The 13,607-nt window shown below is 33.6% G+C and carries 14 protein-coding genes; 5 read left to right on the top strand and 9 right to left on the bottom strand.

Annotation, left to right across the window (positions count from 1 at the left end):
• Positions 1-17: 17 nt before the first annotated feature.
• Positions 18-740 carry a TrmH family RNA methyltransferase gene (locus tag H4V97_RS08225; protein WP_196848957.1) on the top strand — a complete coding sequence of 241 codons (723 nt, stop codon included), beginning with the start codon at positions 18-20 and terminating at the stop codon, positions 738-740.
• A 23-nt stretch (positions 741-763) separates the two neighbouring features.
• On the opposite strand, the gene H4V97_RS08220 is transcribed toward H4V97_RS08225, so the two are convergent.
• The 4 genes from H4V97_RS08220 to H4V97_RS08205 form a co-directional block, all read right to left on the bottom strand.
• The gene (locus H4V97_RS08220) at positions 764-1,468 is read right to left on the bottom strand and encodes a porin family protein (protein WP_196848958.1); all 705 of its coding nucleotides are present in this window, start codon (positions 1,466-1,468) and stop codon (positions 764-766) included.
• A gap of 24 nt (positions 1,469-1,492) precedes the next feature.
• Positions 1,493-2,224: a bifunctional demethylmenaquinone methyltransferase/2-methoxy-6-polyprenyl-1,4-benzoquinol methylase UbiE gene (gene ubiE / locus H4V97_RS08215; protein WP_196848959.1), complete on the bottom strand. Its 732-nt coding sequence runs from the start codon at positions 2,222-2,224 to the stop codon at positions 1,493-1,495.
• Positions 2,225-2,791: 567 nt separating this feature from the next.
• Complete coding sequence (locus H4V97_RS08210) at positions 2,792-3,274, bottom strand: dihydrofolate reductase (RefSeq protein ID WP_196848960.1); 483 nt, start codon at positions 3,272-3,274, stop codon at positions 2,792-2,794.
• A 12-nt stretch (positions 3,275-3,286) separates the two neighbouring features.
• A complete protein-coding gene (locus H4V97_RS08205) occupies positions 3,287-3,619 on the bottom strand; it encodes a 2TM domain-containing protein (RefSeq protein WP_196848961.1) in 333 nt (110 codons plus the stop codon).
• Between the two features lie 236 nt (positions 3,620-3,855).
• On the opposite strand from H4V97_RS08205, the gene H4V97_RS08200 reads away from it, so the two are divergent.
• Entirely contained in the window at positions 3,856-4,152 is a 297-nt protein-coding gene (locus H4V97_RS08200; RefSeq protein WP_196848962.1) for an isoamylase early set domain-containing protein, read from the top strand.
• Between the two features lie 67 nt (positions 4,153-4,219).
• On the opposite strand, the gene H4V97_RS08195 is transcribed toward H4V97_RS08200, so the two are convergent.
• The 4 genes from H4V97_RS08195 to H4V97_RS08180 form a co-directional block, all read right to left on the bottom strand.
• Positions 4,220-5,044, bottom strand: coding sequence for a thymidylate synthase (locus tag H4V97_RS08195; protein ID WP_209549438.1), 825 nt, complete (start codon positions 5,042-5,044; stop codon positions 4,220-4,222).
• A gap of 100 nt (positions 5,045-5,144) precedes the next feature.
• Positions 5,145-5,768 carry a bifunctional nuclease family protein gene (locus H4V97_RS08190; RefSeq protein WP_196848964.1) on the bottom strand — a complete coding sequence of 208 codons (624 nt, stop codon included), beginning with the start codon at positions 5,766-5,768 and terminating at the stop codon, positions 5,145-5,147.
• Between the two features lie 175 nt (positions 5,769-5,943).
• On the bottom strand, positions 5,944-6,912 hold the full coding sequence (locus tag H4V97_RS08185; RefSeq protein ID WP_196848965.1) for an electron transfer flavoprotein subunit alpha/FixB family protein: 969 nt from the start codon (positions 6,910-6,912) through the stop codon (positions 5,944-5,946).
• 75 nt (positions 6,913-6,987) lie between these two features.
• Positions 6,988-7,734 carry an electron transfer flavoprotein subunit beta/FixA family protein gene (locus H4V97_RS08180; protein WP_196848966.1) on the bottom strand — a complete coding sequence of 249 codons (747 nt, stop codon included), beginning with the start codon at positions 7,732-7,734 and terminating at the stop codon, positions 6,988-6,990.
• Positions 7,735-8,181: 447 nt separating this feature from the next.
• On the opposite strand from H4V97_RS08180, the gene H4V97_RS08175 reads away from it, so the two are divergent.
• The 3 genes from H4V97_RS08175 to H4V97_RS08165 all read left to right on the top strand — a co-directional run bounded on the left by H4V97_RS08175 (position 8,182) and on the right by H4V97_RS08165 (position 12,475).
• Positions 8,182-9,183, top strand: a complete 1,002-nt coding sequence (locus H4V97_RS08175; protein ID WP_317196507.1) for a pyruvate dehydrogenase complex E1 component subunit beta — start codon at positions 8,182-8,184, stop codon at positions 9,181-9,183.
• 62 nt (positions 9,184-9,245) lie between these two features.
• Entirely contained in the window at positions 9,246-11,732 is a 2,487-nt protein-coding gene (locus tag H4V97_RS08170) for a DUF5686 and carboxypeptidase-like regulatory domain-containing protein (protein WP_209549436.1), read from the top strand.
• Between the two features lie 134 nt (positions 11,733-11,866).
• The gene (locus H4V97_RS08165) at positions 11,867-12,475 is read left to right on the top strand and encodes a DNA-3-methyladenine glycosylase family protein (protein ID WP_209549435.1); all 609 of its coding nucleotides are present in this window, start codon (positions 11,867-11,869) and stop codon (positions 12,473-12,475) included.
• 149 nt (positions 12,476-12,624) lie between these two features.
• Here H4V97_RS08165 and H4V97_RS08160 read toward each other — a convergent pair whose 3' ends face one another.
• The gene (locus tag H4V97_RS08160) at positions 12,625-13,386 is read right to left on the bottom strand and encodes an outer membrane beta-barrel protein (RefSeq protein ID WP_209549434.1); all 762 of its coding nucleotides are present in this window, start codon (positions 13,384-13,386) and stop codon (positions 12,625-12,627) included.
• Positions 13,387-13,607: the final 221 nt, after the last annotated feature.

The following is a 13,607-nucleotide window of genomic DNA, read 5'->3' as shown; positions in this document are numbered from 1 at the left end:
CAAAAGTACATTATTTTATGGTTAGTAAAAACCAAATAAAACTTATAACGAGTTTACAGCAAAAAAAATATAGATATAGCAATAAATTATTTTTTGCCGAAGGGGTAAAGGTAATACAAGAATTTCTTCATTCAAATTTTGAATTAGAGCATTTGTACTCAACTCAAAATGATTTTGACGAAGTTTCAAATTTAAAAAAGACGATTATTGATGACAATGATCTGAAAAAAATTAGCGCATTAGCTACTCCAAACTCCTGTCTGGCCGTTTTTAAAATGCCAGTGGAGAAAAAAATTATTGAATCAGGATTAATTCTTGGGCTTGATTCCATTCGTGATCCGGGAAATTTAGGCACAATATTGCGGTTATGCGATTGGTTTGGAATCAATCAGTTAGTGTGTACTAAGGAAACAGTTGATATTTATAATCCAAAAGTAGTTCAGGCAACAATGGGTTCAATTACCAGAGTAAATGTAAATTATATTGATTTGAATGCTTTTCTGGCTCAAACAAAATTGCCGATTTTCGGGACTTTTATGGATGGAGAAAACATTTATAAATCCGCTTTGCCTCAGGAAGGAATTATCATCATGGGAAATGAAGCCAATGGAATTTCGTCCCAATTGGAACAATTAATTCAAAAAAGAATAACGATTCCTCGTTTTGGAGACATCCAAAAAACAGAAAGTTTAAATGTAGCTACAGCTACAGCTATTATTTTGAGTGAATTTCGTCGATGATAGTAAAAAAATGATAATGGTTTTTAATGGAAAGTAAAATTGATAAAAACGGCTCTGGTTTTTATGGATTCAATATTGCTTGTCCACGGACTATTAGGATCATTATCCCTAATTAACTCGTCTTTAAGCCCAAAAACACCGCGAATTGAAGGAGAAAATATAAAATATGGTGAAAAAAGATCAATTCCAAAACCCAGTTCGTAATTTGTAGTCCAAGGCTTAACTCTAAAACGCTGCGCTGAATTATCATCTACCGATTTTGAATTACTGGATAAATTTAAAGTGGTTGAAAGACCGCCTTCAAGGTACGGGCGAATATTTCCAGTTCGTAGGGAAGAGAATTTCAATAATAAAGGAAAATGAATATAAGTACTGTTAACTTCTCTTATAGCATCTGCTGTTTTAGTAAAACCCGGATAATATAAATCTCTTTTGGTATAATACAATCCGGGTTCAAACCGTAAGTTTATATATTCATGAAGTTTTAAATCGCCAACAATTCCCACATTAAAACCAGTTGTTTTTTTTACCTGAATATCCGGACCAACAGTTTTATAATCTATTTTGAAATCATAAGAATTGAACCCTAAAAAATAGCCAAAATAAAGTCTTTTATTCTGAAAATTTTCGAGATTAATAATTGGATCCTTACTGAACATGTTTTTGGTAAACTGCGCATATCCGTTCAGAGTAAAGGCAAAGAAAATTAAGAAAACTATTTTTTTCATGTTAAAGCTAAATGATCTTCAGTACTATTTTTTTGAAGCAGAATAAATGGTGGCCACGCCAAATGTTTGAGGCATAGCTATAACATCTATAAACCCCGTTTTTCTCAAAATATTGTTTAATGCTTCTCCATAAGGAAAGGCAGCTGAAGATTCTGATAAATAGCCGTACGCCACGTTATCTTTAGAAAATAATTTTCCTATTATAGGAAGTATATTTTTACTGTAAAAATGATACCCTTGTTTATAAGGAGTTTTTTCAGGAACGGAGGTTTCCAAAATTACAAATACCCCATTTGGTTTTAAGACTCTTAGAATTTCAGATAATCCTTTTTCTAAGGTTTCAAAATTTCGAACACCAAAAGCAACAGTTATCGCATCAAAATAATTGTCTTCAAAAGGCATGTTTTCAGAATCCGCTAAAATCATTTCAATAGTTTTAGATAGATTTTTAGCGGCAATCTTTTTTTTGCCCACATCAAGCATTCCCGCAGAAATATCTAGTCCGATGATTTTTTCGGCATTAGTTTGGGCCATTAAAATAGCCAAATCTCCTGTTCCTGTTGCAATGTCTAAAATTATTTTAGGATTGGATTTAGCTACTATTTGCAATACTTTTTTGCGCCATTTTATATCGATTCCAAAAGAGATGACACGGTTTAGATTGTCATAATTCCCGGAAATGGTATCAAACATTTGAGCAACTTGTTCCTTTTTTCCTAAGGTCGAATTTTTATATGGAGTAATATTTTTTGACATTTTATTTTTATTTCCACAAATATAATACAAACGATACGAACTAAAAATGGGTTTCAAAATTTGAGTACACTTTATTTGATGAAAAGTGCTACTGATTTAGATATTGATTAAAAAAAAACTGAAATATCACTAAAAGTGGGTATTGTAAGAATGATTTTTAAAGGTCAATTTTACCATTTAGTATTAAATAATTACAGCAATGATTAAGAGGGGTTTAATGACTCAAACAAAGTGGTTTTTTCTTGCGTTAACAATCTCATTTGTTCTTGTAAGCTGTGTTGAAAGTACCTTTTTACAAACTGGTACTTTGTTAAAAGCGCAACATACGTTCTTAGGATTAAATTTGTTTTTGGAAATTTTGGTTTTCTTTGTCTTTAGTACCTTCGTGGTATTTGGTATTAAAGGCTTTTTTGAGATGTATTCTCAAAAGACATCAAATATTATTATCTTCATTTCTGGAGTATTTTTAATATTTGTAATTTTTATTTTATGTTTTCAAATACTGTTTCAAGAGTAGGTCATTTCTCTTTTCATTGCAAAAAAAAACATCCCGTAATGGGATGTTTTTTATTTTCTTAAATAGGTGTCGTAACTATAATCGTAAAGATGTTTTTCATCTTTTTCATTAAATTCCGAATTTGTTTTTTCCCACTCTTCAAGATTTATTTCAGGGAAAAACGCATCAGCGTCAAAAGAGTGATGCACTCTTGTTAATTCAATTTTATCTGTAAAGGGAAGTCCCAAAGTATAAATTTCACCACCGCCAATAATAAAAGAAGTTTCATTTAAAGGGCAGATTTCAAGTGCTTTTTCCATGCTGTCCACAACGATGCATCCTTCAGGTTTGTAATCTTCCTGTCTGGAAATTACAATATGAATGCGATTAGGCAATGGTTTTGGAAAGCTTTCAAATGTTTTTCTCCCCATTATGATATGATGGCCTGAAGTTAGTGTTTTGAATCTTTTGAAATCATTTGGAAGATGCCAAACCAATTCATTGTTTTTTCCAAGCGCATTGTTTTCGGCAGCTGCCGCAATCATTACTATCATTTTTTTTAAATTTTATGTAGCGGATTCTTCATTTATTTGTGATTCTAATTGAGTAAGCTTCTTTTGCTGTAAGGCAACGAGGCGGTCTATTTGTTCTCTTTCCCAATCTTTACTCATAAAACGGTCGGTTATATAAACTTTTATAAAATGCAATATAAAAAGGAAAAACCAGATTGTAATGAACCAAAGATGCCAATTTGAATCCATGCCAATATTAAAAAAAGTATGGCCAATAAATAAAAATAGACTTCCTAAAAGAAATAAAACTGCATGAAAATACAAGCCTTTTTTTTGTTTTATTCTTCGTCGAGCATATTCATATTGTTCATGTATTTCTTTTTCCATGGTTAGTTTTTAGTTTATAAAGATAAAATTTATTTCGGAAAGGTAATATTTTGGTTGGGTATTATTTAGTAAGAAATCGTTTTCTTATTTTGGATATCAAAATTAAATCTTAGAAATTTAGGAAATCATTTAAAAATTAACACACTTTATCTGATTCCATCAAAACTTCATTTGGTTTTTTGAAAGTTCAAGTGAATTCATTTTCTTTGTTACATAAATCTAAAAATGAAATAGTTATGTCGATAAAGAAACAATTTGTGAAAACAAAACCAGTGTGTAAAGTTACGTTTTCGGTAGAAGCAAAACAAGCTGCATCAGCATCAGTAGTTGGTGATTTTAATGGTTGGAATTTAGAAGAAGGTGCGTTAAGTAAATTAAAAAATGGAACTTTTAAAGCTACTTTCGACTTGAACAAGGATTCAACTTATGAATTTAAATATGTTATCGATGGTGAATTCGTTAATGAGCCAGAAGCAGATTCGTTCTTGTGGAATGATTTTGCCGGAGCAGAAAACAGTGTTTTAACGGTCTAAATAAATAGATAAAATCCGCTGTGAAGCGGATTTTTATTTGGTTAAATATTTTAGGATTGAGTCTAATTTAAACAGCAACACTCCCTTTTATTAGGGCGTGTGGTTCATAGCCTTCGAGTGTGAAATCTTCGAAATTAAAATCAAAAATATTTTTTATGGCTGGATTTAAAATCATTTTTGGTAGTGATTTTGGCTCTCGTGATAATTGTAATTCGAGTTGTTCGAAATGATTGTTGTAAATATGTGCATCGCCGAAAGTGTGGATGAATTCTCCAACTTCCAAGTTGCAAACTTGTGCAATCATCATCGTTAGAAGCGCATAAGAAGCGATGTTGAATGGTACTCCCAAGAAAATATCGGCACTTCGTTGGTATAATTGACAGGATAGTTTTCCATCAGATACATAAAATTGAAAGAAAGCATGGCATGGAGGCAAAGCTGCTTTGTTGTTGGCTACATTTTCATCAAATGATTTCGTTGTGTCAGGCAAAACAGATGGATTCCAAGCCGAAACAAGCATTCTGCGGCTGTTTGGATTCGTTTTGAGTTCAATAATGAGATCTGAAATTTGATCAATTTCTTCGCTGTTCCAGTTGCGCCATTGATGACCGTAAACCGGACCCAAGTCGCCATTGGCATCAGCCCAAGCATCCCATATTTTCACTCCATTTTCTTGAAGATAAGCAATATTTGTGTCGCCTTTCAAGAACCATAGCAATTCATAGATTATAGATTTTAGATGCAATTTTTTAGTGGTTACCATAGGAAAACCTTCGCTTAAGTCAAATCGCATTTGGTACCCAAAAACACTTTTTGTACCTGTTCCTGTTCGATCTCCTTTTTGACAACCGTTTTCCATTACGTGTTGTACTAAATCTAAATATTGCTTCATTTGTTTTATGCTTTATGCTTTACGCTTTATGCCATAAGCTGTAATTCAAAGTTTGTATTTTGCCTTAAGCATACAGTCTAAAGCTTAATGCTTTTTAGGATTATCTTTTTGAAATTTCATCTCTTATTTTTGCTGCCTTTTCATAATCTTCGTGCGTTACCGCTTGGTCGAGTAACTCATTTAATTCCTGTAAACTATGTTTGGAATAAGTGCTGCCTGATTGATTGCTTTCTTCTTCTCTTCCAAAAGTATCTGGATTAGAAAGCACGTCATCTATTTCTTGAGAATCTTTATTGGCATCCGAAGGGTTTGCTTTCAAATAAATACCAGCTTTGTCGAGAATGTTCTTGTAGGTGAAAATAGGAGCATTGAAACGCAAAGCCAACGCAATAGCATCAGAAGTGCGAGCATCTATAATTTCCTCAATTTTATCTCTTTCGCAAATGATACTGGAATAAAAAACACCATCTACTAACTTATGGATTATGACTTGTTTTATAGTGATATCAAAACGCTCAGCAAAATTTTTGAATAAATCATGCGTCAAAGGACGTGGTGGTTTTATCTCTTTTTCTAAAGCGATAGCAATAGATTGTGCTTCAAAAGCTCCTATGACAATAGGTAACTTTCTTTCGCCATCAACTTCATTCAAAATCAAAGCGTAGGCTCCATTTTGAGTTTGACTATATGAAATTCCTTTTATAGATAATTTTACTAAGCTCATGGTTGTAAAAGTGAAAAGTACATGGTACCTAATTAGTGTTGTTTTTTGATAAAAATTAAAAATGCAATTTTAATCAAAAAAAGGCTAACAAAAAAGCTACCTAAAAACAAAGATACGAATATCTTAATTTTAGGCAGCTATATGCTACTATTTATTATGTGAAGGAATCTTAAAATTAAGAATGGTGCTCCTTGAATGCTTTAAGCTTCTCAATCAATTTGGGAACGATTTCAAATGCATCACCAACAATTCCATAATCGGCAACCTTGAAGAAAGGCGCTTCTGGGTCACTATTGATAACTACTTTTACTTTGGAAGAATTGATTCCGGCAATATGTTGTATTGCTCCAGAAACTCCAATGGCGATATACAAATTAGCGGCAACAGGTTTTCCGGTTTGCCCTACGTGTTCTCCGTGAGGTCTCCAGCCTAGATCTGAAACTGGTTTAGAACAAGCAGTTGCAGCTCCAAGAACAGACGCTAATTCCTCTATCATTGCCCAATTCTCAGGACCTTTTAATCCGCGACCAGCTGAAACAACTATGTCGGCATCGGCAATGGTAACTTTTCCACTAACTTTTTCAACTGATTCTACTTTTACGCCAAAATCATTTTCTCCTATTGTTGGATTGAAATCTTCTTCCGTTAATGCAGATGCACTTTCGAAAATACCGTAAGAATTTTTGGCAAGTCCTAGCACTTTTACATCAGTGTCAATTTCAGTGATATTAAAAGCTTTGTTTGAAAAAGCGTTTCTTTTTACTTGAAAAGGAGAAGTACTTACAGGTAAACCAACCACATTTGAAGCAAATCCAGCTTCTAAAGCTACTGCAACAAGTGAGGAAAGGTAAACGCTATCAGTAGTTGATGATAACAAAATTAATTTAATGTTTTCTTTTTGAGCCGCTTGTTTAATTACATCAGCGTACGCTTTTGCAGTAAATCCTGATAATTTATCGTTGTTTACTTTTAAAACTTTGTCTACTCCGTATTTTGATAGTTCTGAAACATCTCCTGCATTTACAGTCACTGCTGTAACCGTTGTTCCTAATGATTCCGCTACTTTTTTTGCATATGAAGCCAATTCGAAAGCTACTTTCTTGAATTTTCCTTCTGCGTACTCTGCGTATATTAATATTGACATGATTTTTTTGTTTAAAAGTTTAAAAGTGTAAGGTTTAAAGTTTTGCAACTGAAAACTGCGACTGAAAACTGATTACTAGATTACTTTCGCTTCGTTGTGTAATAAATTGATTAACTCATCTATATTGTCAGACGAAATTAATTTCACTGCAGATCTAGGAGCCGGTTTTTCAAATTTTATAGCTTTAGTAGATGTTGATGCATCTACAGGCTCAAGTATAGTTAAGACTTTAGTTCGAGCAGTCATAATTCCTCTCATATTTGGAATACGCAAATCTTTCTCTTCAACCAATCCTTTTTGTCCACCAATAATTAATGGTAAAGTGGTAGCAACTGTTTCTTTTCCACCGTCAATTTCACGAACCGCTTTTACATTGGTACCATCAACCGTTAGGGAAGTACAAGAATTCAAGAAGTTATAACCTAAAATACCGGCAATCATTCCAGGAACCATTCCGCCATTGTAATCCAAAGATTCTTTTCCTGCGATGATAACATCGTACCCGCCATTTTTTATTACTTCAGCTAGTTGCTTGGCAACAAAAAAGCCGTCTTTTGGATTTGCGTTTACACGAATCGCTTCGTTTGCGCCTATTGCTAATGCTTTTCTCAAAGTTGGTTCTGTTTCTGGTCCCCCAACGTTGACAACAGTAACTGTTGCGCCTTGTTGTTCTTGGAACCAAATAGCACGTGTTAAACCAAATTCATCATTTGGATTAATTACAAATTGTACTCCATTTGTATCAAATTCAGAGTCTCCGTTGATGAAGTTGATTTTTGAAGTAGTATCAGGAACGTGACTGATGCAAACTAATATTTTCATAATTATAGATTTAATTTTCTTAATCGCTGTTACAAAATTAGAATAATAATTCGAATATATACTATGCATGCATAATATTTTTTACCTAAACTATTACGATTTCGGGAATTAGGTAGCGAGATTTAGCTATTGGGTTAACGAAGACAGCTTTTGGTAGATAATCGTTTAGTTATTTTAGTGAAGATAAGGATTGTTAAAAAAAATAAATGAACTGGAATTTAATCGTTCGATTTGCCCCTTCAACAAATGTAATTATTACTGACAAAAGGATTTCTTCTGTATTACATCGATTTCGTAGCCCGAATAAAAGCGGCATCCTTCTTGCAGTCTAGTTTTTTAGGACTAGACTGCAAGAAGATATAGCGGTTAGCCGGAAATAGCTCGTGATTATTTTAAAGTGATTTATGCATTTAAGTGATTTTAAATATTTATTTTTGCTTTTCGAAAATTACACACGTACAATATACAACTATGAGAACTATACAATTTAGAGAGGCCATTTGCGAAGCGATGAGTGAAGAAATGCGTCTGGATGAGTCCATATACTTAATGGGTGAAGAAGTTGCTGAATATAATGGTGCGTACAAAGCATCCAAAGGAATGCTTGCTGAATTTGGCGAAAAAAGAGTTATTGATACTCCAATCGCTGAGCTTGGTTTTACTGGTATTGCAGTAGGATCAGCGATGAACGGGTGTCGTCCAATTGTAGAATATATGACATTCAATTTCTGTTTAGTGGGAATTGATCAAATTATAAATAATGCGGCGAAAATGCGTCAGATGACTGGTGGACAATTTAATGTGCCTATCGTTTTTCGTGGGCCAACCGCTTCAGCAGGACAATTAGGAGCGACTCACTCACAAGCTTTAGAAAACTGGTTTGCGAATACGCCAGGTCTTAAAGTTGTGGTTCCCTCTAACGTTTATGATGCCAAAGGACTTTTGAAAGCTGCAATTCGCGATAATGATCCTGTCATTTTCATGGAATCAGAGCAAATGTATGGGGACAAAGGAGAAGTTCCAGACGGTGAATATTTAATACCGCTTGGTGTTGCAGATATTAAACGTGCCGGAACTGATGTTACGATTGTGTCTTTCGGAAAAATAATCAAAGAAGCTTATATTGCTGCCGACGAATTAGCGAAAGAAGGAATTTCTTGTGAGATTATCGATTTAAGAACCGTTCGTCCTATGGATCATGAAACGATTTTAACTTCGGTTAAGAAAACAAATCGATTGGTAATTCTTGAAGAGGCTTGGCCTTTTGCAAGTGTTTCATCGGAGATTGCATACATCGTTCAAGAACGTGCTTTTGATTTTCTTGATGCGCCAATTCAAAGAATCACCACGGCTGATACGCCAGCGCCTTACTCTCCAGTATTACTGAAAGAATGGTTGCCAAATTCAGCCGATGTTATAAAGGCGGTAAAAAAAGTAATGTACAAATAATCAATAACAATACTAAAGAAACTTCATCATAAGAAAATTTGATGAAGTTTTTTTTTACAATTATGAAAAAAATCCTAATATTAAGTCTGCTTTTTTTATTCGTCTTTGCGAATGACATTTTTGCGCAAACAAAAGTGAGCGGCATTGTTCTCGATAAAACAAATCTGCCTATTCCTTTTGCAAATGTAGTTTTCAAGGATTCGTACGAAGGTATTGTTACCAATGAAGACGGTCGTTTTTATATCGAATCGGCAAAAACATATACCACAATAGTTGTATCTGCGGCAGGATTTTCAGAGAGGGAAGTTACTTTGGATAAACCGGTGAATTATAATTTCAAAATTGTGTTGAGCGAAGCCGAAAGCTTAAAAGAAGTAGTAATTTTTACGGGTAAAACTTCAAAGAAAACTAATCCTGCATTGGATATTCTTAGGGAGATTTGGGCGCACAAGCGCAAAAATGGTTTGAATTTATTTGCTCAATACCAAATGGAAAAGTATGAGAAGGTAGAGTTTGATATGAATACTATTGATAGTGCTTTTATGAAAGGTAAGCTTTTTAAAGGCATGGAATTTATTTTCGATCAAGTGGATACCTCTAAAATCACCGGAAAAACCTATTTGCCTGTTTTTATCAATGAAGCGTTATATGATGTGTATGGCGATAATAAATTGAAGAAGGTAAAAGAGAAGATGAAGGCTAACAAAACATCAGGTTTTGAAGAGAATCAACAAATTTTGTCTTTTGTTAAAGATTTGTATTCGGATTATAATATCTATGACAATCACCTTACTTTTTTTGACAAAAGTTTTACAAGTCCTTTATCTACTACTGGAATTGATGTTTATAATTACGTGTTAAGAGACAGTGCGTTTGTGAATAAAAAATGGTGTTACAATATTGTGTTCTATCCTCGCCGTAAAAATGAACTGACTTTCAAGGGGGATTTTTGGGTAAATGACACCACATTTGCAATCAAAAAAATTAACCTGGCGGTTACCAAAAGTGCCAATATCAACTGGGTAAAAGACATTTATTTAGAGCAGGAATTTGATGTGGTAAATGATTCCGTCTTTTTATTGACTCGCGATTATATTATGTCAGACTTTGCTTTGAACAAAAAAGAAAAATCAAAAGGGCTTTACGGAAAGCGAACTTCATTGTATCGACACCATGAATTTAATAAGGAGAAACCAGCCTCTTTTTATAAAGATGAGGTCAATTATGTTGACAAATCAGTTTACGAAAAAACAGATGATTTTTGGCATGAAAACCGATTTGAAAATTTAAGTAAAGATGAATTAGGAGTTTATAAAATGCTGGACACGTTGAAGACCGTCAAGAAGTTCAAACAAATAACGAGTTCAGTAAAAGTGCTTGCCAGTGGTTATGTGCAGTTTGGCAATCTGGATTATGGCCCTATTTTTTCGACATTTGGATACAACGAAGTAGAAGGTGTTCGATTGCGCACTGGAGCAAGAACTTATTTTGGTACTGGTGATACTTGGCGATTACAAGGGTATACGGCCTATGGTTTTAAAGACGATAAATTCAAGTACGGATTTTCCGGAAAATGGATGGTCGATAAGAAAAACCGACTTATTTTATCTGGAGGAAACAGGCGTGATGTGGAACAAATAGGCGCGAGTTTAACAACATCATCGGATGTCTTGGGTAGGAGCAGTGCTTCGTCCACGATTTTTGCTTCCGGGAATAATGGTAAATTGACAAACATTAATTTAAGTACATTCGGTTTAGAAGTTGAACCGATTAAAAACTTAACTTTTCAAACCGGATTTTCCTATAGAACCTTAGAATCTGCTTCACCTACATTTAGTTTAGATTATTATACGGATGCAGCCCAAACGATTACTAAAAGCGATGTCAAACAATCAGAAGTTAATTTTCGGGTCAATTTTACGCCCAAAAGAAAAGCGATTGGATTTGCTGTAGAACGAGATATTGTAGACAGTCCATTTAGTGATGTTTTTGTCAATTTCAGTCACGGCTTTAAAGGTCTATTCAATAGTGATTTCAAATACGAAAAAATCCAATTCTATTATAAGCAACCCATCATAATAGGACCTTTAGGGCGTTCAAACATCATTGTTGAGGTGGGGAAAACCTTTGGTACAATTCCTTTGGGATTGATGAGCGTTATTCCGGGAAATCAAACTTTTTTCTCTAACGAAAGTAGCTTTAGTAACCTGAATTATTATGAGTTTATTACGGATCAATATGCTACATTTCAATGGAACCATAATTTTCAAGGGAGATTGTTTTCTAGAATCCCTTTTATGAGAAAACTCAATTGGAGGGAAATTATTGGGGTAAGAGGAGTATATGGAACGATATCAGATGCGAACAGAGCCATTAATGCTTCTGGCTTAGCCTATAATGCACCTGAGAACGTATATTGGGAATACCAAGCGGGAATTGGGAACATTTTTAAATTTTTGCGTATTGATTTGGCTTGGAGAGGCAGTTATTTAAACACGCCGGATACCAATCGTTTTTCCGTAAAAGGATCATTTGGTTTTTATTTCTAATACTTGACCAATCTGTCATTCGGATAATAAGCGGAATTTGGAGCTATTTCCAGCTGTTCACTATATCTTTTTATCTCGTTTTCAAAACGAGATAAAAAGGATGCCGTTTCCATCTGGGCTAAAAAAATTAGATTATGCAACAAGCGATCGAATATCTTTCAGGAAAAGATGCTATTTTCAAAATCATTATAGAAAAATACGGACTTCCCACGATTCCAAAAAGACCGCAAGGTTTTGAGACTTTAGTGTTGCTGATTTTAGAACAACAAGTGTCTATCGAATCTGCTAAAGCTACTTTTTTAAAAATAAAAGCCAGTCTAAAAGTAATAGAGCCAGAGATTTTGCTTCCTGTTTCGGAGGAAGAATATAGAAATCTTGGTGTAAGCCGTCAGAAAACGTCCTACATCAAAGCTTTGGCGACAGCGATAGTAAATAAAGAGTTAGATTTAGAAACTTTGCCTGATAAAACGGTTCAACAAGTACGGGAAGAGCTTATTAAAATCAAAGGAATAGGAAATTGGACCATCGATATTTATTTGATGTTTTGTTTGCATGTCCCAGATTTATTGCCTTTGGGCGATATTGCGGTGGTTAATACCATGAAGGAATTACTGAGTATTCATGATAAAGAGGCTATGGAAATTCATGCTGAACAATGGAGTCCATTCCGTTCGTATGCCACTTATCTTTTGTGGCACCATTACTTGAATAAACGAAATAGAACGATCACCTATCAATATTAGTTTTTTTAAAATTTAATGTACAGATAACATGGATTTTAATAACAAGCTAAGCAAGGTTTAAACGCAAAATAGTGCGATAAACCCTGCTCAGATGTTTTTTAATAAATAATTAAAATTAAAGTTTTTCTAAGATTGCGTTTGAGTATTTTTTAGTGTTTTTGCAAAGCACAAAAACCACACCCTTTTAAAGAAAAATGATATTGAAGACCAAGTTCTAGTCCTAGCCTAAAATTGTTAGCTTTATTCTTATTTAAAATGTAATATTCATCTAAATCTGAATAAGTTAAATCATACTCATATCTCAAATTTGTACTATATGATATTTTTTTAGTTAAAAAACCTTTTATACCAACCGAACCGATTATTCCAAATGTGTTTTTTTTATATATCCACCCAGGATTTGTGTTATTGGAGTCATTTGCATTAATTTTTGAGATGAAAACCCTCTGATTAGGTGTGAAAATTGTACTTTGCAGCGCGTCATCGATTGTTGTTTTGTAATCATTTAAAAAAGAGAATTGGATACCTTGATTGAATGTTAGGTATCTATTTTTGTTTATTGGGTGTGAATACTGAATAGTTAATGGGATTTTGTAATATTTAAAATCCATATTAATATCGGCCAGATAAACATTTCCACTGTACTGGGCATCATCATATTTTTTGTTCTGTTTAGAATATTCTACACCTGTTTTTATACCCCAATGTGTATTCCAATTTTTTTCTACGGTTAGACCAAAACCTAACCCATTTGGGATGTTTTGATGGACATCAGTGAGTCCTTGATCGTTACTGTTCCAATCGAAATAAAAAGGGTTTAGATTAATCCCCACTTGCCAATCTTCTATAGATTGAGCATTCCCCAAAAGGGGGATACTCAATAAAAGTAGTGCTATTATTTTTTTTATCATGAGATTAACGATTTAAAATATTTTGTTTTTTTATTACATCAGTTTCCGTTTTTATTTGAATAAAATAGGTTCCGGAGATTAATTTGTTATTTAGATTTACCAGTAAACTTTTTGTATTTCTTATTTTGGCAGGATAAACTAATCTGTATATAGATGTAAATTCTGTCCTATAGTTTATTTTTAAACGAAAATATAACAAAATTTCTTATAAATGTTGTTTT

The sequence above is a fragment of the Flavobacterium sp. CG_23.5 genome (assembly GCF_017875765.1).
Taxonomy (GTDB): Bacteria; Bacteroidota; Bacteroidia; order Flavobacteriales; family Flavobacteriaceae; genus Flavobacterium.
This window is presented reverse-complemented; position numbering and strand designations above follow the sequence as displayed.

Bases quoted from the DNA above. Each gene is read 5' to 3' on its own strand.
- H4V97_RS08170 (WP_209549436.1), top strand. From the start codon at position 9,246: ATGAAAAAAATCCTAATATTAAGTCTGCTTTTTTTATTCGTCTTTGCG.
- H4V97_RS08205 (WP_196848961.1), bottom strand. From the start codon at position 3,619: ATGGAAAAAGAAATACATGAACAATATGAATATGCTCGACGAAGAATA.
- H4V97_RS08165 (WP_209549435.1), top strand. From the start codon at position 11,867: ATGCAACAAGCGATCGAATATCTTTCAGGAAAAGATGCTATTTTCAAA.
- H4V97_RS08160 (WP_209549434.1), bottom strand. From the start codon at position 13,386: ATGATAAAAAAAATAATAGCACTACTTTTATTGAGTATCCCCCTTTTG.
- H4V97_RS08200 (WP_196848962.1), top strand. From the start codon at position 3,856: ATGTCGATAAAGAAACAATTTGTGAAAACAAAACCAGTGTGTAAAGTT.
- H4V97_RS08225 (WP_196848957.1), top strand. From the start codon at position 18: ATGGTTAGTAAAAACCAAATAAAACTTATAACGAGTTTACAGCAAAAA.
- H4V97_RS08190 (WP_196848964.1), bottom strand. From the start codon at position 5,768: ATGAGCTTAGTAAAATTATCTATAAAAGGAATTTCATATAGTCAAACT.
- H4V97_RS08185 (WP_196848965.1), bottom strand. From the start codon at position 6,912: ATGTCAATATTAATATACGCAGAGTACGCAGAAGGAAAATTCAAGAAA.
- H4V97_RS08195 (WP_209549438.1), bottom strand. From the start codon at position 5,044: ATGAAGCAATATTTAGATTTAGTACAACACGTAATGGAAAACGGTTGT.
- H4V97_RS08180 (WP_196848966.1), bottom strand. From the start codon at position 7,734: ATGAAAATATTAGTTTGCATCAGTCACGTTCCTGATACTACTTCAAAA.
- H4V97_RS08220 (WP_196848958.1), bottom strand. From the start codon at position 1,468: ATGAAAAAAATAGTTTTCTTAATTTTCTTTGCCTTTACTCTGAACGGA.
- ubiE (WP_196848959.1), bottom strand. From the start codon at position 2,224: ATGTCAAAAAATATTACTCCATATAAAAATTCGACCTTAGGAAAAAAG.
- H4V97_RS08210 (WP_196848960.1), bottom strand. From the start codon at position 3,274: ATGATAGTAATGATTGCGGCAGCTGCCGAAAACAATGCGCTTGGAAAA.